The organism is Paenibacillus sp. sgz302191 (genome assembly GCF_057749925.1).
The window spans coordinates 187,209-209,468 of the sequence record NZ_JBYLHY010000001.1; the positions used below are offsets into that span (position 1 = coordinate 187,209).

General features: G+C 51.8%; 20 protein-coding genes. 18 read left to right on the top strand and 2 right to left on the bottom strand.

What is annotated here, in order from left to right; translation table 11 throughout:
* Positions 1-119: 119 nt before the first annotated feature.
* Positions 120-890, top strand: a complete 771-nt coding sequence (locus tag AC3G2T_RS00775) for an SDR family NAD(P)-dependent oxidoreductase (protein ID WP_474682274.1) — start codon at positions 120-122, stop codon at positions 888-890.
* A 73-nt stretch (positions 891-963) separates the two neighbouring features.
* On the opposite strand, the gene AC3G2T_RS00780 is transcribed toward AC3G2T_RS00775, so the two are convergent.
* Positions 964-2,187 (bottom strand): cytochrome P450, encoded by a 1,224-nt coding sequence (locus AC3G2T_RS00780; protein ID WP_488434183.1) that lies wholly within the window; start codon positions 2,185-2,187, stop codon positions 964-966.
* Between the two features lie 275 nt (positions 2,188-2,462).
* On the opposite strand from AC3G2T_RS00780, the gene AC3G2T_RS00785 reads away from it, so the two are divergent.
* The 5 genes from AC3G2T_RS00785 to AC3G2T_RS00805 all read left to right on the top strand — a co-directional run bounded on the left by AC3G2T_RS00785 (position 2,463) and on the right by AC3G2T_RS00805 (position 8,065).
* Positions 2,463-3,488 carry a LacI family DNA-binding transcriptional regulator gene (locus AC3G2T_RS00785; RefSeq protein WP_474682131.1) on the top strand — a complete coding sequence of 342 codons (1,026 nt, stop codon included), beginning with the start codon at positions 2,463-2,465 and terminating at the stop codon, positions 3,486-3,488.
* A gap of 410 nt (positions 3,489-3,898) precedes the next feature.
* Positions 3,899-5,215 carry an ABC transporter substrate-binding protein gene (locus tag AC3G2T_RS00790; protein ID WP_488434184.1) on the top strand — a complete coding sequence of 439 codons (1,317 nt, stop codon included), beginning with the start codon at positions 3,899-3,901 and terminating at the stop codon, positions 5,213-5,215.
* 11 nt (positions 5,216-5,226) lie between these two features.
* Positions 5,227-6,093, top strand: a complete 867-nt coding sequence (locus AC3G2T_RS00795) for a carbohydrate ABC transporter permease (RefSeq protein WP_488434185.1) — start codon at positions 5,227-5,229, stop codon at positions 6,091-6,093.
* 17 nt (positions 6,094-6,110) lie between these two features.
* Positions 6,111-6,932: a carbohydrate ABC transporter permease gene (locus AC3G2T_RS00800; protein ID WP_474682134.1), complete on the top strand. Its 822-nt coding sequence runs from the start codon at positions 6,111-6,113 to the stop codon at positions 6,930-6,932.
* A 44-nt stretch (positions 6,933-6,976) separates the two neighbouring features.
* Positions 6,977-8,065, top strand: a complete 1,089-nt coding sequence (locus tag AC3G2T_RS00805) for a Gfo/Idh/MocA family protein (RefSeq protein ID WP_488434186.1) — start codon at positions 6,977-6,979, stop codon at positions 8,063-8,065.
* 43 nt (positions 8,066-8,108) lie between these two features.
* Here the strand turns inward: AC3G2T_RS00805 and cntE are convergent, their stop codons facing one another.
* Positions 8,109-9,326 carry a staphylopine family metallophore export MFS transporter CntE gene (cntE, locus tag AC3G2T_RS00810; protein ID WP_488434187.1) on the bottom strand — a complete coding sequence of 406 codons (1,218 nt, stop codon included), beginning with the start codon at positions 9,324-9,326 and terminating at the stop codon, positions 8,109-8,111.
* A 196-nt stretch (positions 9,327-9,522) separates the two neighbouring features.
* On the opposite strand from cntE, the gene nikA reads away from it, so the two are divergent.
* The 12 genes from nikA to AC3G2T_RS00870 all read left to right on the top strand — a co-directional run bounded on the left by nikA (position 9,523) and on the right by AC3G2T_RS00870 (position 22,246).
* A complete protein-coding gene (gene nikA, locus AC3G2T_RS00815) occupies positions 9,523-11,142 on the top strand; it encodes a nickel ABC transporter substrate-binding protein (RefSeq protein ID WP_488434188.1) in 1,620 nt (539 codons plus the stop codon).
* Between the two features lie 19 nt (positions 11,143-11,161).
* On the top strand, positions 11,162-12,106 hold the full coding sequence (nikB, locus tag AC3G2T_RS00820) for a nickel ABC transporter permease subunit NikB (RefSeq protein ID WP_474682138.1): 945 nt from the start codon (positions 11,162-11,164) through the stop codon (positions 12,104-12,106).
* Entirely contained in the window at positions 12,103-12,945 is an 843-nt protein-coding gene (gene nikC / locus AC3G2T_RS00825; protein WP_488434189.1) for a nickel ABC transporter permease subunit NikC, read from the top strand. Before nikB ends, nikC begins: the two co-directional genes overlap by 4 nt.
* Before the next feature lie 5 nt (positions 12,946-12,950).
* Positions 12,951-13,781, top strand: coding sequence for an ABC transporter ATP-binding protein (locus tag AC3G2T_RS00830; protein ID WP_488434190.1), 831 nt, complete (start codon positions 12,951-12,953; stop codon positions 13,779-13,781).
* 48 nt (positions 13,782-13,829) lie between these two features.
* Positions 13,830-14,639, top strand: a complete 810-nt coding sequence (nikE, locus tag AC3G2T_RS00835) for a nickel import ATP-binding protein NikE (protein WP_488434191.1) — start codon at positions 13,830-13,832, stop codon at positions 14,637-14,639.
* Between the two features lie 164 nt (positions 14,640-14,803).
* Entirely contained in the window at positions 14,804-17,239 is a 2,436-nt protein-coding gene (gene nirB / locus AC3G2T_RS00840) for a nitrite reductase large subunit NirB (RefSeq protein ID WP_488434192.1), read from the top strand.
* Between the two features lie 13 nt (positions 17,240-17,252).
* The gene (gene nirD, locus AC3G2T_RS00845) at positions 17,253-17,591 is read left to right on the top strand and encodes a nitrite reductase small subunit NirD (RefSeq protein WP_488434193.1); all 339 of its coding nucleotides are present in this window, start codon (positions 17,253-17,255) and stop codon (positions 17,589-17,591) included.
* A 157-nt stretch (positions 17,592-17,748) separates the two neighbouring features.
* A complete protein-coding gene (locus AC3G2T_RS00850; protein WP_474682144.1) occupies positions 17,749-18,789 on the top strand; it encodes a hypothetical protein in 1,041 nt (346 codons plus the stop codon).
* The gene (locus AC3G2T_RS00855; protein WP_474682145.1) at positions 18,776-20,965 is read left to right on the top strand and encodes a molybdopterin oxidoreductase family protein; all 2,190 of its coding nucleotides are present in this window, start codon (positions 18,776-18,778) and stop codon (positions 20,963-20,965) included. Before AC3G2T_RS00850 ends, AC3G2T_RS00855 begins: the two co-directional genes overlap by 14 nt.
* The gene (locus AC3G2T_RS00860; RefSeq protein WP_488434194.1) at positions 20,943-21,506 is read left to right on the top strand and encodes a 4Fe-4S dicluster domain-containing protein; all 564 of its coding nucleotides are present in this window, start codon (positions 20,943-20,945) and stop codon (positions 21,504-21,506) included. Before AC3G2T_RS00855 ends, AC3G2T_RS00860 begins: the two co-directional genes overlap by 23 nt.
* 25 nt (positions 21,507-21,531) lie before the next feature.
* Positions 21,532-22,068 carry a Rieske 2Fe-2S domain-containing protein gene (locus AC3G2T_RS00865; protein WP_488434195.1) on the top strand — a complete coding sequence of 179 codons (537 nt, stop codon included), beginning with the start codon at positions 21,532-21,534 and terminating at the stop codon, positions 22,066-22,068.
* Positions 22,058-22,246, top strand: coding sequence for a hypothetical protein (locus AC3G2T_RS00870; RefSeq protein WP_488434196.1), 189 nt, complete (start codon positions 22,058-22,060; stop codon positions 22,244-22,246). The genes AC3G2T_RS00865 and AC3G2T_RS00870 overlap by 11 nt, the downstream gene beginning before the upstream one ends.
* Positions 22,247-22,260 lie beyond the last annotated feature (14 nt).

A 22,260-nucleotide genomic window follows, 5' to 3' on the forward strand; every position in this document is an offset into this window, starting at 1 on the left:
CGGCATTGCCTCAAGTCAACATTCCGGCAGAAGTGCTGCAAGCGCTGAAAGACGACTTGTCGAAGCTCTCCTTTGACCGCCCGTCTTCCGAAGCGGCGCCGAAAACCGAAGTGCCGGCCCTGTCTGCCGCTCCCAACCTTGAAGGCAAGGTTATCATTGTGACCGGAGCCGGGAGCGGGATCGGACGGGCGAGCAGCTTGAAGCTTGCCGCAGGCGGCGCCAAGGTAGTTCTCGTCGATTATAATGAGAACACCGGACTGGAAACGCTTGAGCTCGTCAAACGCATGGGTGGAGAAGGCATCTTCGTACAGGCGGATGTATCCAAAAGTTCGGACGTCCAGAACTATGTGCGAACAACCGTAGATACGTATGGCAAAATCGACGTTCTGTTCAACAATGCCGGTATGCTGCAGAAATTCGGCCGGTTCCAGGATATCTCCGAAGAGGAATTCAGCCGGGTGCTGGATGTCAACCTGAAAGGGGTTTTCCTTGGCATGAAGTACGCTCTTCAGGTCATGGATCAACAAGGGTACGGCAATATTATCAACACGGCTTCGACGACAGCCATACGCGCGGAGCATAGTCTTGCCTCCTACACGGCAAGCAAGCACGGAGTGGCCGGCTTAACCAAAGCCGCCGCCATCGAATACGTGCGGAAAGGAATACGGGTAAATGCAATCTGTCCGGGCGGAGTTGCGACAACTTTGACGGATTCGGTGCCGGCACAGCTTCAAGAAAGCGGATATGTGCCGGAGGAATTCCCGAACATGAGAATCGGGCGTTACGCCAAACCGGAGGAACTGGCAGAGGTTGTCGCTTTCATGGCTTCCGACAGTTCCAGTTATATGACCGGCTCGATCGTAGTCGTCGATGGCGGATTGACGTTATAATTCATAAGCGAACCAGGGGTGCCCAGGTAAGGGGCACCCCTGATTGCTTTTTTGGGAGCTGCCGGCTGTTTGCCTACAAGGCTGGATCTCGCTCGATCCGGATCATGAGCTTTCCCAGATTCTGCGTTCCTTTTACCAAATCGCGCTGCGCATCAAACTCGCCCGTTTTGCCGATGTCGGCGAAACTTTGCGCAAATAAGGTCAAGGCGATCTCAGCTTCCATACGCGCCAGTGGCGCTCCCAGGCAAAAATGCGGTCCTTTGCCAAAGGCCAAATGCTTGCTGCTATCCGGCCGGTGGATATCAAATGTCAACGGATCGGGGAAGCGCAAGGGATCGACATTCGCGGCGCCTATCCAGATCAGCACGATATCCCCGGCTTTCATAGGCACGCCCAGCACATCCGTATCCGCGACGACCTGGCGGTCGATAGTTATAGGAAAGCGGTAACGCAGCGCTTCCTCTATGGCATTCGGAATAAGGGAGGGGGTTTCCCGCAGCTCCCGATAAGTCCCTGGCCGATCGTACAAAAAGCTGTAGAAGCAGTTGGCGATAAGATTGGTTGTCGTTTCGTTGCCGGCAGCCAGCAGCCCGAGGCTGAAGACGACAATCTCCTCGTCCGAAAGTCTGTCTCCCTCATATTCGGCAAGGGTTAAATCGGAGATGATATCATTGGCGGGATGCTTGCGCTTTTCCTGAACGATAGGGTGTAAGTACGCGTGGAAGGCCTGCATCGCTTCGTATTTTTGTTTCTGCTGATCCATTTTTTCTTCTTCCGAGTTAGGGATAAAGAGAATATCGGACCATTCTTTGATATAGTGCCGGTCTTGATAAGGAACCCCCAGCAGGTCTGCGATGACCGTAACCGGAAGGGGAATGGCGAATTCGTTAACAATATCGACCTGATCTTTGGTCTCGAAGTTTTGAATCAACTCCTTTACGATCGCTGCGATTCGCGGTTTCCAATCCTGCAGGCTCTTCGGCGTGAACGCTTTGGAGACTAATCCGCGAATATCGCGATGAACGGGAGGGTCGGTTGAGTTAATATTTACGCGCGTATCGATAGGGGGGATCGGGCTGGTGCTGCGGTCTCTTCGGTTGGAAAAAACAGACCAGTCTGACAAGACTCTGTTCACATCATCATAGCGAAACACGTTCCAAACGTTCTGCTTCTCGTCAAAGTAAACGGGATGGGACATCAGCATTTCCTGATACCAGGGGTATGGATCCCACAATTGCTCAGGAGTGCGCAGCTTTGAGACATCATGAATAACAATGGATGGGCTAAAGCTTTTCATCAAATCATTCCTCCTTTAGTGATAAGTGATGAAAGATTGGCGCAGTTAGAGCCTCCTTCGCTTGAATGTCATGACCGCTTGTGATCATGTTTTTACCATATTATAACAGTGAATGATATGCTTTCAAGCCGAAGCTTATATAACGTTATACGATGTTTGAAAATCGTTATTCGCTTTGAATGCCGGTTCGGTCACCGGGTCTCATAAATGGAATTGACATCAAGAATGTTTCATGTAAAATTGAATTTAAACGTTTTCACTGGAGTGTAAGGTAAATGACAATTACGATCAAAGATGTGGCCAGAGAAGCAAATGTCTCGATTGCAACGGTTTCCCGGGTCATTAACGGGAAGGATAAGGTCAAAAAGGAAACGAGAGAAAAGATTCAACGCGCCGTTGAAAAGTTGAACTTCACGCCCGATCAAGCAGCCAGGACGATGATCAATAAAAAAACAAAAACAGTCGGTATGATCATACCGCTGCTTTCCAATGAATATTGGGCCAATTTGGCCGAATTGATTCAAGGAGAACTGCTGAAAAAGGGGTATACCCTCATTATCGGCACAAGTTTTAGCGGACAACATGCTATTGGGCAGATGCTCGGGACGTTTCTTGAGCGTCGGGTGGACGGCTTGATTGTCGGCGGTTTTTTTCATTTGCGCGAAGAGCATCATTTGTTGAAGCAATTCACGGATCAGGGGATTCCTTTAGTTTCGTTTGATTCTTTTTTGCCCGGCGTGACCGCTGTATGCGGCGACCATCTAAAAGGAGCGATGGACGCCATTGAGCATCTCATTGGGCTGGGCCATACTAAAATTGCATATATCGGCGCTGAGTCAAACGGCATCGATCGGGAACTCGGCTGCCGAAATGCGTTAATGCTGAGCCGCATTGCGGTGGATGAAAGCATTATTCTGGGAGGCAGAGGGAGCCTCATTCATCATTTTAGCCAGTACGGATATCAATGCGCCAAACAACTGCTGGAAAGCAAAAAAGATTTTACCGCGCTATTTTGCGGAAACGATTTGATTGCGATCGGGGCAATTAAAGCTATGGAGGAATTCGGCCTGGAAGTCCCCCGGCATGTTGCAGTCGTCGGGTTTGACGATATTAGTATGGCAAGTTTGTACCGGCCGACATTAACTACCGTCAAACAGCCTGTCGACGAGATGGTGGATGCCGCTGTGCAGATGCTGCTGGAACAAATAGAAGGCCCGGAAAAAAACTTTTCAACAAGGAAAGTCACATTTCCTATGCAGGTGATCGTCCGTCAAAGCTGCGGTTCAAAAATTCCATCTTGACAAAGAGAGAGAACTCGGGGTATTCTCTCTTTATAAAATCTAAACGTTTACATTAAATTTTGGATTTTAAGTGTTTGTAATTTGGTTTTTGCAGTTTATTTTTAATCATATTAATGATTTTGTTATTTTTAAAGATTAAATTTTTTCTAAACAATGAAATGAAAACGGTTACTTTCAGCTGGAGGCAGCACAATTAGGGCTGTTATTATCGTGAAAGGAGAACTAAAAGCTTCGGATTTAAAGGGCAAGATGGCACTAAAAATCTAAACGTTTACAATTTAGGTTTGAAGAAAGAGGTTGATTATGGGTTTTAATAATTGGGGAGGTGAGGCGAGTATCGCTCAGGCGCTTTATGTTAGGGATAGCGGAATGGAATCGGTGTGTTTAAAAATCAGAAGGGGTGAACATGCATGATGAAACAAAGCTTGAACATTGCAATGATAGCCGCACTAAGTGTATCGCTTGCCGCTTGCGGCGGTAATAAAGGAACTTCGACAGCGAGTCCGGGCGCGACGGCGCAGCAATCCGGCGGCTCTTCCAAGCCGGTAGAAATCACGTTCTGGGATATGGGTTGGGGACCGGCGAAGTATGTGGATACGGCCAAGAAGCTGGTCGAACAATTCAATACCGAGCATCCGAATATGAAAGTCAGTTATCAGTCGATTCCCTGGAACGCGAGCTGGTACCAGACGTTTGCCAATGCGATTGCATCGGGGTCTCCGCCGGATATCAGCACGGGAGCGGGCTATCAAGCTTTCCAATTTTCCGATACCGATCAAATTCTCCCGATCGACGACGTGATCGAAGATTTGAAAAAATCCGGCAAGCTGGATGATTTTACTTCGGGCAGCGTGGAAGCGCTTAAATATAACGGCCACTATGTAGCGCTTCCCTGGATGATCGACGTGCGGGTGCCTTTTTACCGCAAAGATCTGTTTGAAAAAGCGGGCATCACCGCTCAGCCGAAAAACTGGGATGAATTAAGAGCCGACCTGAAGAAGCTGACGGGCGACGGCAAATACGGCATGGATGTCGCCGGCAACGATACCCTTGGTATTCATACGTTGATTAATGTGATTTTGAATAATGGCGGCGGCTTGTTCACGGCGGACAAAAAAGTCAATCTGCTGAGCGACCGCAACGTCGAAGCGGTTCAATATTTGGCCGATTTGGTCAAAGACGGCGTCATCAATCCTGCATCCACCGGATTTAACAAAGACAACATCACAAAAGATTTTGCTAACGGAACGACCGCATTTACTTATAATTCCCTGAATTTAAAAGGTTCGGTGCCGGAAATAGCCGACAAAATCGGCGTTCTCGAGCCTATTGCCGGCCCTCACGGCGATAAGCAGGCGCTGGGCTGGGTCAACAACATCATGATCTACAAGCAAAGCAAGCATCCGAACGAAGCCAAGGAGTTCCTGAAATGGTGGTCGGACAACAATAAAGCGCTGTTCACCGAAGGATTCGCAGGATTGCCGGCGCGCAAATCTTTTGCCCAAGATCCGTACTTCCAGAACGACCCGATCCTGAAGGTCATCGCCAACAGCTACCTGCCGATCGTGAAAACAACGGGCAATCTCTACCCCAGCGGCTTCCCGGAGTTGAATCAAATTGAAGGCGACGGCTCGATGACGCAGTTGGTTCAAAAGATTTTAACCGGCAAACCGGTGCGGGATTCGCTCAAAGAAGCGGATCAGAAGCTGCGGGAAATCATGAAATAAGGGGCGGTTTCATGAACAATGAACAAGGAGTAAGATGGCTGCAAGTTCGATTCTTGTTCCCGGCGATTTTATTTATTTTGCTAGTTAACATTTACCCGTTTCTATCCGGAATTATGTACAGCTTCAAGAACGGCTCGCTGCTGAAAGCGGGTACGTTCATCGGGTTTGACAACTACATCAAAATTTTGCAGATGAGCGAGTTTTGGCAGGCTTTCGTGTTTAGCGCCTATTTTACCGTATTTTGCGTGCTCGGAAGTTATGTTGTTGGACTCGTCTTGGCGCTGCTGCTGAATATGGACATACCGGGGAGAGGCGTTTTCCGGGTCGCATTGATCGTTCCGTGGGTGCTGTCCTCCGTCGTATCGATGGTCGGCTGGCGCTGGATGATCGGGGACCAGACCGGGATCGTCAATCTATTTCTGAAATCGCTCGGATTTGAGCCGATTCTGTTCTTAAGCACCGAAAAGTGGGCGATTTTCTCCGTCATTATCGTGAAAATTTGGCGCAGCTTCCCTTTCATGATGGTTTCGCTGCTCGCCACTTTGCAGACGATCAACAAAGATCTGTACGAAGCCGCAAGCATCGATGGCGCAGGCAAATGGCGCATGTTTTTCAACATTACGCTGCCCCAGCTCAAAACCGTAACGTTTGTCTGCTGGATTCTGATGAGCATTTGGAGCTTTAACGACTTCGATGTGCTGTGGCTGTTGACCGGAGGCGGGCCGCTGAACGCAACGCAAAATTTAATGATTATCAGCTACAAATATGCGTTCGTTAAAGATTCGTTAGGCATCGGCTCCAGCTTGGCCATTTTCAGTTTGATCGTCTTGATGGGTCTTGCATGGCTGCTGATGCGCGTAGAAAAGAAAGGCCAATAAAGGGGGTTGACGTCCGCGTGAATAAAGTGGTTCGCAGCATCGTGTTCCTGTTCCTGCTTGTTGCCGCTCTGCTGGTCAATCTCCCGATCCTTGTCATGATGTTGAATTCGTTCAAGTCCAACACGGAGATTATGGCTTCGCAGCAGTTGTTTCCCCAGCATTTTACGATGGAAAACTATATTTTCGTCAATGAGAAATCCCAATTTTGGAGCCAATTCGGCAACAGTGTGACCGTATCCGGCATCTCGCTGCTGTTCACGATTGTCGTCGGTTCCTTGGCCGGGTATGCGATTTCCAGATTCCAAACGAAGCTGTCGGGCGGTTTTTCCACGGTGCTTCTGCTGCTGCAGATGTTTCCGATCATTTTGGTGCTGCTGCCGCTGTTTCTAACTTTCCGGTCGTTGCATCTGATCAATACGCTGACGGCGCTCGTGATCATCAATACAGCGGCGCAGCTCCCGTTCTCGACGTTGATGTTCAAAGGCTTCTTCGACACGATTCCGAAAGAAATCGAGGAGGCCGCCTGGATTGACGGCTGCAGCCGGTTAAGCACCTTCACCCGGATTGTCGCGCCGATTTCGGGAGCGGGCATTGCGGCGGTGTCGATTTTCTCCCTGCTGTTCACCTGGAACGATTACTTGATTGCGAGCGTGTTTATTAAAAAAGAAAGCCTCATGACCGTGCCGCTTGGGCTGCAGACGTTCATGCAGCAAAATTCGACGGATTGGGGCGGTCTGACCGCATCCGCTACGCTGTCGGCGCTGCCGGTGCTCATTTTCTTATTTTTCGTGCAGAAATATATGGCTTACGGTTCGGCCGCAGGCTCGGTCAAAGGCTAACGGCCCCTTCAGAACATACAAAAATAAAAAGGAGAGAAACGGACATGGAACAAAAAATTTTAAATGTTGGGATTATCGGGCTTGGGGAGGTTGCGCAGACGGTTCATCTTCCCGTGCTGGAGGCGCTGCCGCAGAAGTTCCGCATTGCCGCGCTTTGCGATATTTCCCCCAAGCTCGCTAAATATGCCGGCGAAAAATATAGAGTGCAAAGCTTGTACACGGACTCCTCAGAGCTTGTCAAACAAGAAGATCTTGATGTCGTGTTCGTATTAAACAGCGATGAATACCATGCCGAATGCGCCATTGCTGCGGCCGATCATAAGAAGCATGTGCTGATCGAAAAGCCGATGTGCCTCACCGAAACGGAGGCCGACGCGATCATCGCCGCTCAACAGAGAAACAACGTGAAAATTCTCGTAGGCTATATGAGACGCTATGCGGCGTCTTTCGTAGAGGCTGTCAAAGAAATCGGCGGCCTGGACAAAATCCAGTACGCACGGGTTCGCGACATTATCGGGCCGAACAGCTATTTCGTCAAGCAGGCGCACCATGTCGCCGCATTCGATGATTTTCCGCAGGGAGCGGCGGACGATAAAAAAGCGAGGGCGCTGCAGCTCGTCAAGGAAGCTACCGGACTGGAGCCGGAATCCCCTTACTTCGGGTTCTACCGCTTTCTGTGCGGCTTGTCCAGCCATGATCTGTCGGCCATGCGGGAAGCGATCGGCATGCCGAAAGGCGTCTCAGGAGCGAAGCTGACGAACAACGGCAGCATGTTTCTGAGCGTTATTTTCGACTACGATCAATTTTCCGTCACTTTTGAAACCGGGGTCGACCAGCAGGGCCGCTTCGATGCGCATGTGGAAGTGTATGGGGGCAACAAAACGGTGAGAGTCCAATACGATACGCCGTACATCCGCCATCTGCCGACGACGCTGCATGTGCGCGAAACGGAAGGCGAAGCGTACAAGGAATCCGTCATTCGCCCGACTTACACCGATCCGTATACGTTAGAGCTTAACTATTTTTACGATGTCATCACACAAAATTTAACGCCAAAAACGACGCCGGAAGACTATAAAAACGACCTGATTATTTTCAAAATGATCATTGACGCTTTGGTGAAAAACAGCTAAAAGAGGGGCCGATCGGTATGGCCCCAATCATTTGGGAAACTATTTATTGTCGATCTGTTTCGGCCAGTCCCGGTTTGCTGTGGTTCGGTCCGATCATCCTATTCCTGTTGCCGATAACGATTAGAAGAGCGACAACACTTAGCCAGGCACAGCAAGTATACATTTGGGAATAGGAGAACCGTTCTACGAGCGGCCCCATCATGAGTCCCCCCAGCGAAAAGCCAAGATCGTATGATGAAATGAAAAGACCGATCAATACATGGCGGGACTGCGCCGGCAGTACGAAAGTGAGATAAGTCAACAGCGTCGGATAAATCAAGGCAACGGCAATACCGTTGCAAATGGCCGATATGTATAAGAGAGGGCTTGCTGTTTGAAGAATAGCCAGTATTTGTGAACCCGCTGCGGCGGATAACAGCAACCCGGCTATCAGCCCGGTATTCCAGCGGCCGTCGGACGGAATTTTTTTGCGAAGGGCGAACCGGCAAGCGACTACTACGGCGGCTTGAATCATTAAATAAACTCCGGCGTCGCCTGTTCCGATGGTTTGCATATAGAGCGGCAAAAAAGTCATAGTTGCGCCATAGGTGATGGAACCGGCGAGCATGACGACGGAGCAAACGAGCAGAGCACGATTGCTCCACAGTTGGGAAGCCGACTTCACCATATCCGTAAAAGTTAGCGCAGCACCTTTCGCCGGTGAGGCGGGAAGGGGGATGAACGCGCCGCAAAGCCACGTCAGAAGGCCGATCGCAACCAGGGCGATGCTTATCATGGACATCTGATCGTGTTCCCATAAGTATAAAGCTGCTATCGGACCGAATAACTGGGGCAGCATGGTGGACAAAGCATAGAGCGATACCCCCTGAGCCCGGTCCCGGTCCGAAAGCGCTTCAACGATGCCCATTTGCATCGCCATTGAAAAGAAAGCCGTAACGGCTCCTTGCAGCGCCCGAAGCGGAAGATAGCTTTCCACGCCGAAAACCGTAAACAGTACAAGTCCGCAGGCATGTACAATCAGAAGTACGCGCATGGTCCGCAGCGATCCGAATCTGGCAACGGTCTGGCCGGCCCATGGGCGAAGGAACAGGCAGAAAAGCATGTATGCGCCCATCATAACGCCGATTTCCGCCTGTCCGATCCCCTCCTTTTCGCTTTTAAGCGGGAGAATGACGGTAAGAACGGCATTGGCCGTAAAGAAAAGACAAGCAAGTATGTAGATTCGAACAAAACCTGCCGATAACGGACGCAGTGTCCCCATTGATTATTGTCTTCCTTCCCCTTAACGGCTATCGAGCCGTTTGTCTGCAGCTTCTAACAAACAGCCCTTTTTTTGCATTATAGATGATCCCGCTAAAGTAAACCATCTTGACACGAGAAAATTTTTCCTGTAACATACTATCGATAGTGATAATCATTATCACCAATTTACATCGAGAGGGGAACCATTTTTTCATATGTTTGCTTCTAAGAGCAGGACTCTACTTCTTATGATGCTTATATTAACAACTGCGCTTCTTGGCTGCTCCAAACAGAATTCCGCGCCGAACTCCGAAGCGGGAGAGGTCCGGGCCGACAAAACGATATCGGTATCATGGCCAAGAGATATAGGCACGATGAATCCCCATGTGTACAATCCTTCGCAATTAATCGCGCAATCGATGATTTACGAGCCGCTGGTCAGCTACAAAGAAGGAGGCAAACTAGAGCCTCAACTGGCGGAATCGTGGGATATATCGAAGGATGGGAAAGAATATACCTTCAAGCTTCGCAAAAATGTCAAGTTTTCAGACGGAACACCGTTTAATGCCGCTATTGTCAAGAAAAATTTCGATGCGATCGTGAAAAACATTAAAAATCATAACTGGCTCGGTTTTATGAACGTACTCGACAAGACCGAGGCGGCAGATGAATTCACATTCAAAATGACGCTGAAGCAGCCCTACTATCCGACCATTCAGGAGCTGTCGGTCGTTCGCCCGGTGCGTTTTCTCGGTGAAGCCGGTTTTCCGGACGACGGGGATACTTCCAAGGGTGTGAAAAAGCCGGTCGGCACCGGACCATGGATGCTGTCGGACTATAAAAAAGACGAATATGCGGAATTTATCCCCAATCCGAATTACTGGGGAGACAAGCCGAAAATCAATAAATTGGTCATCAAGGTTATTCCTGACGGAGAAACCCGCGTGCTTGCTTTTGAGAAAAAAGAGCTCGACCTGATCTACGGAGAGGGCGCTATCAGCCTGGATGCATTCAAGCAGCTTAAAGCTTCCGGCAAGTATGACACAAGTATTTCCGAACCTATCGCAACAAGAGAGCTGGTTATGAATACAAGCAAGGATATACTTTCGGATTTGCGCGTGCGTCTTGCTCTGCAGCACGGCTTTAACAAGCAGGCGATGGTGGACGGGATTACGGCCGGCTTGGAGGAGAAGGCGGACAATATTTTAGCCAAAAACTTGCCGTATACCAATATCGACGTTAAGCCGTTCGAATACGATGTGGAGAAAGCGAAAGCTTATCTGGATGAAGCGGGCTGGAAGCTGCCTTCCGGGAAAACCGTCCGCGAGAAAGACGGAAAACCGCTTGAGCTGGAATTGCTGTATGAAAAATCGGATCAGATCCAAAAGCCGATGGCGGAAACGCTGCAAGCCGAATGGGGAGCCATCGGAGTCAAGCTGAACATTAAGAGCCTGGAGCTCACTGAACAAATAAAGCGCCTGCGGGCGGCGGATTTTGATCTGTACTTCTGGAGTAACTACGGCGCGCCGTATGATCCTCACTCTTTCATTAATATCGCAGCTACAAATGGCTTCGGCATCTCGGAGTCGCTCTCGAGCTTGCCGATGAAAAAAGAGCTGGATCAGCAAATTAGCGAAGCTTTCCTCTCGACCGATGAGAGCAAGCGCCAACAGCTGTACAGTTCTATTTTGAAGACGCTGCAGGAGCAGGCATCATTTCTGCCGATCTCTTATCTCAAGCAAACGGCTGTTTATCAAAAAGACGTGAAGGGCTTCGCTTTCCCGGCCAATCGGGATGACAATCCGTTCCTCGGGCTCGACATCGCGAACAAATAAACGGCAGGGAGGTTATGATTTGCGAAGCTATATCGGGAAGCGGCTCCTTGGTGTCATTCCCATTTTTCTCTTTGCCACGCTTCTTTCTTTTGTGCTGATCCATCTTTCACCCGTCGATCCGGCTGAAGTTTATCTCACTGTAGCCCACATTCACCCGACGGAAGAGCTGCTGGCCCAGGTCAGACATGATTTCGGTCTGGACCGGCCGCTGCTTGTTCAATATGCGGATTCCCTTATGAAGATGTGCCGACTTGATTTCGGCACATCTTATGTTACGAAGGAGCCGGTTTGGCAGGAGGTCGCGCACCGGATGCCCGCTACGCTCCAGCTTGCTTTCAGCAGCATTTGTCTGGCCGTGCTCATCAGCGTGCCAATCGGCTTTTTATCGGCCGTTTACAAGAACAGTGTGATCGACCATTTCAGCCGGCTGCTTGCTTTCTTCGGCGCCTCCATCCCGCAGTTTTGGCTCGGGTACTTATTGGTTTTTTTCTTATCCGTCAAGCTGGATTTGCTGCCTGTGCAGGGAAAAGGGACATGGGCGCACCTGATTCTGCCTTCGTTAACGCTGGCTTTGGGACTGGTTGCTATTTATACCCGGCTGCTGCGCAGCAGCATGCTGGAGCAGATGCAGGAGCCGTACGTGTTATACGCCAGAACCAGAGGCATCAAAGAAAAAATCATCATGGGCAAATACGCGCTGAAAATCGCGATTTCGCCGATGATAACGGGTCTGGGCATGAACATAGGCAAACTGCTTTCCGGCACTATTATTGTAGAGGTCGTTTTTTCCTGGCCCGGCTTCGGCCGTTATTTTGTCGACTCGATTTTAAACAGGGATATACCGGTCATTCAATGCTACGTGCTGCTTAGCGCTTGTCTGTTCATCGTATGCAACCTGATTGTGGACATTCTGCAGATGATGATGGACCCGCGAATTTCACAGAAAGGGAGAACCGGCCTATGATTGCAAGTATACGCAACGGCCTTAGAAATCAGAAGACCGCTCTGGTATGCCTGGGTCTCTTGCTTGTTCTCGCTATTGTTACCATTCTGGCTCCATGGATCTCTCCGCATGATCCGGTTCAGGTCAATTTGGCGCTCAAGCTCAAGCCGCCTTCGCTTGACTATCCCTTGGGCACTGACCAATTGGGCCGCTGCATTCTGTCTCGCCTTCTATACGGCGCCCGCATCTCGCTGGGCTTTGCGTCATTGATCTTTATCGCATCGCTGGGAATCGGCCTGTTCATCGGAGCGATCGCCGGCTATAAAGGCGGTTTGGTCGATTATGTGCTGATGCGGTTCTGCGAAGGGGTGATGGCGTTTCCGAATCTCGTGCTCATTCTGGGGCTGGTCGGAATTTTCGGGCCCGGGCTTCCGCAGGTCGTTTTGGCGATGATGCTGGTGCAGTGGGTGTATTACGCGCGAATGTTCCGGGGCATGGTGCTCAGCTTGAAGGAGCGGAATTTCATCACTGCGGCCCAAATAAGCGGGTCCTCGCAATGGAAAATTATAAGACGGCACATTATCCCCAACATACTTCCCCCTATTGTCGTTGTGGGAACGCTCGAAATGGGGTGGGCGATCATGGATATTTCGGCACTCTCCTTCCTGGGGCTTGGTATTCAGCCGCCTGCACCGGAGTGGGGAGCGATGATTCATGAAGGAAAATCGTTTATACGCAGCAATCCGGAATTAATGCTGTACCCGGGGATCATGATTCTGCTTGTCGTCGTTTCGTTCAATTTGTTGGGCGAAGCTCTGTCGGATCGGTTTGGTGTCAAGCGACGTTTTGAAAAGGAATGAGATCATTGAAAGCATCGGACCATGTATTGCAGGTAAGCGGCCTGCATGTAAAAATTGCGACGGCGCAAGGGACGCTTCCCCTTGTCCGCAACATTGAATTCGAGCTGCGGCCGGGCCGCGTCCTCGGGCTTGTCGGAGAAAGCGGAAGCGGCAAATCGCTTACCAGTTTGTCTGTTTTGCAGCTGCTGGACCGGAAAACAACGATTGTGGAAGGCAGTATTCAATTAAACGGCCGTGAGTTGAACGGGCTCAAAGAGGAAGAGATGCGGCGTATCCGCGGGAGCGAGATTGCTCTTATTATGCAGAATCCGATGAACGCCTTTTCACCCGTGTTTACGATCGGCGACCAATTTGTGCAAACGATCCGCACCCACACCGATTTCAGCAAAAAGCAAGCGTTCGATCTGGCTGTCTCCTCCTTGCAGGACGTGAATTTGCCGGACCCTGCCCTGCTTATGAGGCGGTATCCCTTTCAATTGAGCGGAGGCATGCTGCAGCGTGTTATGATTGCCGTCGCGATGTGCTTGCGGCCATCCGTGCTTATAGCCGACGAGCCGACTACTGCGCTGGATACAGTCAATCAAATGCAGGTGCTGCGCCAATTGGATCGCATCCGCGCGGAATACGGCACGGCCATTCTTTTGATCTCCCACGATCTGGGGGTTATATCGGAAATGGCCGACGAGGTAGCCGTTATGCGGCAAGGACGGATCGTAGAAAAGGCGGACGTGTTCGAACTGTTCGATCACCCGAAGAATGATTATACGAAACTGCTGCTTGATGCCAGACTGACGCTGCCAATCAACGAGAATAACAAGGAGTTTGTCTTGTCATGAATGCGGAAGCGGGGACTTAAGATCATTTGCAAGGGAAGGGGTGACGAAGTGAGTTTGCTGCAAGTGAAGGACATTACTCATACTTATGCCGAATCCAAGCTGTTCCGGTGGAGCAAGCGGCAGGCGCCGGTTCTTTCCGGCATCTCCCTTGCAATCGAAGAAGGGAATTGTCTGGGGCTTCTTGGAACGAGCGGGGCGGGGAAAAGTACGCTGGGCAAAGTGATTCTGGGGCTGGAAAAGCCGCAGAAGGGGCAGGTTCTGTTTCAAGGAATCGATCTCTATAACACGGACGCAGCTACCCGCAGACGGCTTCGCCGTGATCTTCAAGCAGTGTTTCAAGACTGCTATTCTTCCGTAAATCCGCGGATGACTGCGGAACAAATTATCGGCGAACCGCTTGATAATTATGAAGCCTTATCGCCAAAGGAGTACAAACGAACCATTGGAGAATTGCTCGAAAGAGTCGGGCTAAGCCCGAACGATATGCAGAAACGCCCTCATCAATTTAGCGGAGGCCAACTGCAGAGAATCAATATTGCCAGAGCGATTGCCTTAAAACCGAAGCTGATCGTATTTGACGAAGCGATAAGCAGCTTGGATAAGGTGACTCAATCGCGCATACTGGCACTTTTGAGCGATTTAAAGTCGACGTTCGGCCTTTCTTATCTATTTATCACGCATGACGTTAAAGCCGCGTTCTTCATTTCCGATGCCATTGCCGTTATGGATAAAGGGGCGCTTGTTGAACACAGCGAGGATAAAGCGCAGTTCTTGCAGTCGCCGCACCCCGGCGTGACGCAATTGTTTCAGTCGGTTCTTTCAGAGCACCCGCGTTATCGGTCGCTCTCCAAAATTTGAGAAGCCCGGACAATCAAAGCCTTGATTTGTCAGGGCTTTTTGTTGTTTCTCCGATGTATGTGATAAATTTCACATCGCTCCGGCCGTCCGGTGTTCTATGATTGGTCCATAGAAACGGCTATGTTTTGAACAGAAAGGGAGTAAATCGCGAGGAGGCAGATACGATGGACGGTGTAACAAATCGGCTGAAACTGGTGCTTGTAGGAAACGGGATGGCAGGCATTAACACGATTGAGCAAATCGTCAAATTAGCGCCGGACATGTATGACATCACGGTCATTGGCAAGGAACCGCACCCCAACTATAACCGGATACAGCTTTCTTACCTGCTGGAGGGAAGCAAAACATTCGACGACATGATTCTTAACGATTACGAGTGGTATGAACAAAACCATATTCAACTGTACACGGGAGTTGAGGTGACGGGAATCAATACGTCGGCCAAATATCTCTATACGAGCGACGGGCATATTAAGCCCTACGACAAGCTCATCCTGGCCACCGGATCGAATCCGGTGATGCTCCCGCTGCCTGGCATTGAAAAGCAAGGGATTGTCGGTTTCCGCGACGTCCAGGATTGCAACAGGATGATGGAAGCGGCGCAAATGTTCAAAAAGGCGGCGGTCATCGGCGGCGGTCTGCTCGGTCTCGAAGCGGCCAAAGGGCTGCTTAAACTGGGCATGCACGTGACGGTCGTTCATTTGTTCGAGGATTTGATGGAGAGACAGCTGGATGCCGCGGCGGCGGCTATGCTCAAAGCGGAGCTCGAAGAGCAAGGGCTTCATTTTATGATGAAGAAAAAGACCGCGGAGATTTTGGGCGACGCCCGCATAGAAGGGCTTATGTTCGACGACGGCTCGATACTGGAAGCCGAATTCTTGGTCATGGCCGCGGGAATCGTGCCCAATACGGTGCTGGCCCGTAATGGCGGCATCCAGGTCGGACGGGGCATTGTGGTCGACGATTACATGCGGACAAATGTCGCGGATGTGTACGCTGTCGGCGAATGCAATGAGCATCGCGGCATCTGCTACGGTCTGGTGGCGCCGTTGTTTGAGCAGGGCGCTGTCCTGGCTAAACATTTGTGCGGGGTACCGGTAGAGCCTTACAACGGATCGACCGTATCGACCAAGCTGAAAATTTCCGGAGTGGACGTATTTTCCGCGGGGGAATTTCAAGACGGTCCCGGACTGGACATCATTCGTTCGCAGGATCATTGGAAGAAAACGTATAAGAAAGTGCTGCTTCGGGACAACCGGATCGTTGGCGGCGTATTGTTCGGCGATGTCAGCCTGTCCGCTCAGCTGTTGAAATGGGTAAAAGACCAGGAGCCTATGACGCAGGACATTCATGCGCTTTTGCTGGGCACTTCGGCTGCTGCCAGCGCGGACCCGCTCGCTTTTGCAGCCGCGATGCCTGCGGACGAGATCGTATGCGGGTGCAACGGGGTTACCAAAGGCATGATCGTGCAGGCTATCGTGGAGCAAGGACTAAGCACGGTGGAGGAAATCAAGGCGTGCACCGGAGCCAGCCGGTCCTGCGGGGGCTGCAAGCCGATGGTGGAAAACATCCTCGCTCTGACGCTGGGGGATGGCTATGAAGGCAGCACTGCCAAGGAAACGATATGTCCTTGCACGACCCATACCCGTGACGAGGTTGTCGCGGCGATCAGGGATAAAGGGCTGACCCACGTCAGAGAAGTGATGAGCGTACTGGACTGGAGCAATCCGGAAGGATGCCCGAAATGCCGCCCTGCGATCAACTATTACATCGGCATGGTATGGCCCGAAGCTTTCGAGGACGAGCGGGATTCGCGATTCGTGAACGAAAGGCTGCATGCCAATATCCAAAAAGACGGCACCTACTCCGTTGTCCCCAGAATGTACGGGGGCGTCACGACGCCGGATCAGCTGCGCAAAATAGCTGAAGTCGCGGACAAATATGCCGTGAAAATGGTCAAGGTGACCGGCGGCCAACGCCTCGATCTGCTGGGCGTGAAGAAAGAGGATCTCCCGCTCATATGGGGAGAGCTGGATATGCCGTCCGGGTACGCTTACGCCAAGTCGATTCGAACCGTAAAAACATGCGTAGGCTCGACGTTTTGCCGCTTTGGCACCCAGGATTCCCTCGGCATGGGGATTTTGCTGGAGAAAAAATTCGAGCGGCTGTGGATGCCGGCCAAATTCAAAATGGCCGTCAACGGCTGTCCCCGCAATTGTGCCGAGCCGGAAATTAAAGATTTCGGCATTATCGGGAATGACGGCGGTTGGGAGATTTATGTCGGCGGCAACGGCGGCGTGAAATTAAGGGGCGCGGACCTGCTCTGCAAGGTGAAGAGGGACGAAGAGCTGATTGAGCTTGCGGGAGCTTTCATTCAATATTACCGGGAAACGGGAAATTACGGGGAGCGCACGTCCGATTGGATCGAACGGATCGGCCTGGATACGGTTGTCCGGGAAATTGTCGAGAACAAGGAAAACCGCCGGAAGCTTGTGGACCGCATCGAACTGGCGCTGGCCGGGCTGCAAGATCCGTGGAAGGAAGTTATCGACAGGGAAGAGCTCAGGCACCAGCTGTACGAACAAATTTTGGCGAAATAAGGGAGGAACCGATATGAAAGCCACATCTGATATAGAGGCTGCCGTCTATCATCCGGTCGGGGAACTGGAGGAGTTCCCCCTGCACCTCGGCAAGGTTGTGCGGATAGGGGATGTTGAAATCGCAGTGTTTCACGTCTCCGCCGGCACTTTGCATGCGCTTGAAAACAAAACCGCCCATAAGAAAGGCGGTCCGCTGGCCGAAGGCATCGTAAGCGGGCAGTACGTCTACTGTCCCTTGCGCGATTGCAAGATCAGTCTCCTCACCGGAGAAGTGCAGCTGCCCGACACGGGACAAGTCAAGACGTATCCCGTTCAGCTCAAGGGGAATACGGTTTATATCGGTATAAGCTAGATAGGATTATTGGAATATCAGGCGGCCGATAGCCTCCGGAACCGTTTGTATAACGGAATCGGAGGTTTTTTGGCGCGAAGTGATATCCCTCACAGTGTCGGCAGAAAGAATGTGTTTTAATGAATTAGGAGTTTACAGCGAAGGAGCATGATAAGACATGGATCGAGCGTTCGCGTCCAAATTTGCCAAATACGTTTTTTTCGTTGTATGTGGACTAATCGTCCTCATGTGGTTCGGTTCGAGATTTTTTACCCATATTGACTTGGCCTTGTACGGTTATATGGTCGGGACGGTCGTATTCGTCTGCGGTTTCTTTTACCGGTTTCTGTCATGGGGGGAGCGGCCGCCTACGAAGGTGATTTTAAAGAAAGGAATCAAACTGTTGTTCCGCAAAAGCACGCCGGCGACGGCGGTGGACCATCTGGCCACGTACCGGTTTGTCTGGAATCGCGGCTGGTACCGCTGGACGCAGCACATTCTTTTGGGTTGGGGCTGCATCATTTCGGCTTTCGTCACGTTTCCCCTGGTGTTCGGCTGGATGTACTTCACGATGGGAGAGAACGGGACGTACACCGTCGTTGGTTTCGGCATCGATATTATGCGCATTAAGGCGGACGGAATTATCGGATACCTTTTTTATAATGCGTTGAATATTACGGCTTTCATGGTCATCGGCGGAGGCTGCATGGCTTTATACCGCAGATTGAAAAACATGCAGGCTGTCGCAGAGCAATCTTTTGTCTATGATTTTCTCCCGCTGTACATGCTGCTGTTCGTCAGTTTGACAGGGCTGACGCTCACTTTCTGCAATATGTTTTTGCACGGGTACGGGCAGCCGGTCGTATCTTTGGTGCATCAATGGTCGGTCATCGTCACGCTCATTTATATTCCGTTCGGCAAGCTGGCGCATATTCCGTTCCGTCCGATGAGCGTCTTCGCCCGAAATTACCGGGAGCATTACGCCGGGCAGGCGATGAAAAGCTGCCGGGTTTGCGGGACCGGCTTTGTGTCCGAGGAGCAATCCGGCGACGTGATCGCCGTGCTGCAGACAAGCGGCATCGAATTCAAGACGGAGGAAGGCTATCACCTGGCCGAGCTTTGCCTGCCCTGCCGCCGCAAATACCGGATGTCCCGGTTTGCCGGCATTCCGACCCATCGGATCAAGTTTAAGGAGGCGAATCAGAATGCCAAAGGATAAGTTTTTTAAACAAATCGCCAATAAAACGCATCCGAACGAAAAGCTGGTGGCAACCCATTGCTCCTACTGCGGGATGCAGTGCGGCATGAACTTGAGAGTCAATACGTCCACAAACAAAATTATCGGCGTCGAGCCCCGCTACGATTGGCCGGTAACGCTTGGCAAAATGTGTCCCAAAGGCGTGACCGCCTACCAGCAGACGAATCATGATGACCGGCTGCTGCTTCCGCTGATCCGCGATGACGCTTCTTTAAAGGGAACGAAAGAAGGCTTCCGCGAAGCGAGCTGGGACGAGGCTTACGATCTGATCGCAAGGCGATTCCGGGAAATGCAGGACCAGTACGGCAAAGATTCGCTTTCCGTATTCAGCGGCGTATCGATGACGAATGAGAAATGCTACTTGACCGGCAAGTTTGCCCGGGTTGGGCTTCAGACGCGCTATATCGACTATAACGGGCGCTTTTGCATGTCGAGCGCAGCGGCGGGTTTCTTGCGCAGCTTTGGCGTGGACCGGGGATCGACGCTGCCGTGGACCGATCTGCATGAAACGGATTGCTTGTTCATTGCGGGAAGCAATACGGCGGAATGCCACCCGACGTCGATGTTCCGCGTCTGGGAAGTGCAGAACCGCGGCGGCTATTTGATCGTAGCGGACCCCCGGGAAACGCCGATCGCCCGGCGCGCGGACGTTCATCTGGATTTGCGCCCGGGGACGGATCTGGCGCTCGCCAATTGCATGATCCATCTGCTTATACGGAATGGCCATGTAGACACTGAATTCGTCAGCAAGCATACGAACGGATTTGAAGAGCTGCAGGCGGTTGTCGAACCGTTCACGCCTGAATATACGAGCGAGATCACGGGAGTCGCTCCCGACAAGTTGATCCGCGCCGCCGACATATACGGCAGGGCGCCCAACGCCGTCGTCATGTTCGCTCGCGGCATCGAACAGCAGCATAAGGGCACCGACAATGTCTCGGCCTACACGAACATGTGTCTGATCACAGGCAAAATCGGCCGGCCCAAATCGGGCGTAGCGACCTTTACGGGACAAGGCAACGGCCAGGGCGGAAGGGAGCACGGCCAAAAAGCCGATGCGCTGCCGGGCTACCGCAAAATTACAAACCCGAAGCATGTGGCAGAGGTTTGCAGCGTCTGGGGAATCAAGCCGGAAGAGATGCCGCAGCCAGGCGTATCGGCTTACGAAATGTTTGAGCTTATGCAAAACAAAACGATTCGGGGGTTGTACCTGCTCTGCTCCAATCCCGCCGTCTCGGCGCCGAACTTGAATTATGTGCGCGAGGCGCTGAAGGGGCTCGATTTTATGGTTTGCGCGGACATGTATTTATCGGAATCCGCCGAATTCGCCGATGTCGTGCTGCCGTCCGTAACCTGGTCGGAGGACGAGGGGACGGTCACGAACCTGGAAGGGCGTATCATCAAAATAAATAAAGCCCAGGAGCCCGTAGGCGAGTCCAAGCCGGATTGGCTGATCCAGGTCGAGCTTGCGGAACGGCTGGGCAGAGGGCAATATTTCCGCCATCTGAAAACGGCCAGAGACGTCAATGACGAATTCCGCCTCGCCTCCAAAGGCGGGTATGCCGATTATTACGGCGCCACCTGGGAAAAAATCAACGAAAACGACGGCGTCTTCTGGCCTTGCCGCGATGAAGACGACCCGGGCACGCCGCATATGTTTTTGGACCATCAGTTTTATCATCCCGACGGCAAAGCCAAGCTGTGCGCGCTCCCGTACAGGCCGCCGGCGGAGGAGCCGTGCGAGCAGTACCCGCTGCGGCTTACGACAGGCCGGGTTGTGTACCACTACCTGTCGGGCAACCAGACCCGGCGCATTCCGTTCCTGCGGGCCATGTGCCCGGAGCCCTTCGTGGAGGTGCATCCGGAGACGGCCGAGCGGTACGGAATCGTCCACGATGAAGTGGTCCGCTTATACACTCGCCGCGGCGAAGCCTTTTACAAGGTGAAAGTCATCGAGGCGATCCGCAAGGATACCGTGTTCGTTCCGTATCATTTCGGCCACGAGCAGTCGATTAATTTGCTGACGATTCCGGCGCTTGACCCGATGTCGAAAATGCCGGAGTTTAAAGCTTGCGCCGCACAGATTGCCAAGCAGACCGAGAGGGTGAGCATCGATGAAACAGCATCTTTACATTGAAATGGATAACTGCATCGGCTGCCGGAGCTGCCTTGCCGCCTGTACGCAGTGCGGTGGACACGATGAAAGAAACCGCAACTACGTCTACGAGGTAGACCCGTTTGTCAGCCGTCAAACGATCCCGTTAATGTGCCTGCACTGTGTAAATCCGGCCTGTGCCCGAAGCTGTCCGGCCCAGGCCATTCAGATCACGCAAGAGGGGGCCGTCCTGTCGGCATTGGTGGAGAAATGCATCGGCTGTCAAAACTGCACGATTGCCTGCCCGTACGGGATTCCCAAGTTCGATGAAGCGCAGAACCTGATGTATAAATGCGACCTTTGCTACGATCGGACCAAAGAGGGAATACCGCCGATGTGCGCCTCGGTTTGTCCGACCCAAACGCTGCAATGGCTTACCGCAGAGGAGATCGCGGCGAAAAAAGAGCAGCACAGGCTGGGCAATTGGACGGCAAGCCATCAGCCGTTCGATCCCCTTGAAGGGGAGACGAATGTGAAGATCAGTCTTCCGGGCATTTTGCAAGGTAAGGCCAAGCTGTTTTAACTAACTTGTACTGGGGTGAGCCCGTATGGAACAGAACGGCAAACGTGATAATGATCATTTTCCTTTGAATGAGGATAACTATACGCACAATATCAGCAAGGACAACGAAAGAAAGCTCGATCGCCGGAACTTCATGAAAACACTGGCCGGCGCAGCCGGCGTGTTCGCGATATCCACGCTGCCTTGGGGGGCGCTGGCGGCGAAGGAGCTTGCGGGAATGCAAAAGAAAAGCCATCCGCAGCAAAAAATTGCCGATATTCACGCGCTGAAAATCGGGGATGCCGTCGAATTCGCCTATCCGAGCGAGCACGATTCCGCGCTGCTGATCCGCCTCGGCGAGAATGAGTACAAAGCGTATCAAAACGCATGCACCCATCTGAAATGCCCCGTCTTCTGGAGCAAGGAGAAGGAAGAGATGGTATGCCCTTGCCATCACGGGCTGTTTGACGTTCGAACGGGCTCGCCGGTGGCCGGGCCTCCGCGAAGACCGCTGCCGGAAATCCTGCTGAAGCAGGAGCAGGGCGCCATTTATGCGACGGGGGTAAAACGCTATGAAACGTAGCTATCGCGGGATCGTCTTGCTGTGTATCATCCTGTTTCTGAACATCCTTTGCACGCAAAAAGCCGTAAATGCTTACTTTTTCGAGCACTATCGTTCCGTGCTTGTCTACGCGGCGGTCAACATCGTTTTATTTCCGCTGGCTGTTTGGATTTATCGCCGGGAGCGTGCGGTCGCCTGATAGAACGATTCAAA

Excerpts from the sequence above, each read along its gene's own strand:
- AC3G2T_RS00780 (WP_488434183.1), bottom strand. The coding sequence starts at position 2,187 with ATGAAAAGCTTTAGCCCATCCATTGTTATTCATGATGTCTCAAAGCTG.
- AC3G2T_RS00785 (WP_474682131.1), top strand. The coding sequence starts at position 2,463 with ATGACAATTACGATCAAAGATGTGGCCAGAGAAGCAAATGTCTCGATT.
- AC3G2T_RS00790 (WP_488434184.1), top strand. The coding sequence starts at position 3,899 with ATGATGAAACAAAGCTTGAACATTGCAATGATAGCCGCACTAAGTGTA.
- AC3G2T_RS00795 (WP_488434185.1), top strand. The coding sequence starts at position 5,227 with ATGAACAATGAACAAGGAGTAAGATGGCTGCAAGTTCGATTCTTGTTC.
- AC3G2T_RS00805 (WP_488434186.1), top strand. The coding sequence starts at position 6,977 with ATGGAACAAAAAATTTTAAATGTTGGGATTATCGGGCTTGGGGAGGTT.
- cntE (WP_488434187.1), bottom strand. The coding sequence starts at position 9,326 with ATGGGGACACTGCGTCCGTTATCGGCAGGTTTTGTTCGAATCTACATA.
- nikA (WP_488434188.1), top strand. The coding sequence starts at position 9,523 with ATGTTTGCTTCTAAGAGCAGGACTCTACTTCTTATGATGCTTATATTA.
- nikC (WP_488434189.1), top strand. The coding sequence starts at position 12,103 with ATGATTGCAAGTATACGCAACGGCCTTAGAAATCAGAAGACCGCTCTG.
- nirB (WP_488434192.1), top strand. The coding sequence starts at position 14,804 with ATGGACGGTGTAACAAATCGGCTGAAACTGGTGCTTGTAGGAAACGGG.
- nirD (WP_488434193.1), top strand. The coding sequence starts at position 17,253 with ATGAAAGCCACATCTGATATAGAGGCTGCCGTCTATCATCCGGTCGGG.
- AC3G2T_RS00850 (WP_474682144.1), top strand. The coding sequence starts at position 17,749 with ATGGATCGAGCGTTCGCGTCCAAATTTGCCAAATACGTTTTTTTCGTT.
- AC3G2T_RS00855 (WP_474682145.1), top strand. The coding sequence starts at position 18,776 with ATGCCAAAGGATAAGTTTTTTAAACAAATCGCCAATAAAACGCATCCG.
- AC3G2T_RS00860 (WP_488434194.1), top strand. The coding sequence starts at position 20,943 with ATGAAACAGCATCTTTACATTGAAATGGATAACTGCATCGGCTGCCGG.
- AC3G2T_RS00865 (WP_488434195.1), top strand. The coding sequence starts at position 21,532 with ATGGAACAGAACGGCAAACGTGATAATGATCATTTTCCTTTGAATGAG.
- AC3G2T_RS00870 (WP_488434196.1), top strand. The coding sequence starts at position 22,058 with ATGAAACGTAGCTATCGCGGGATCGTCTTGCTGTGTATCATCCTGTTT.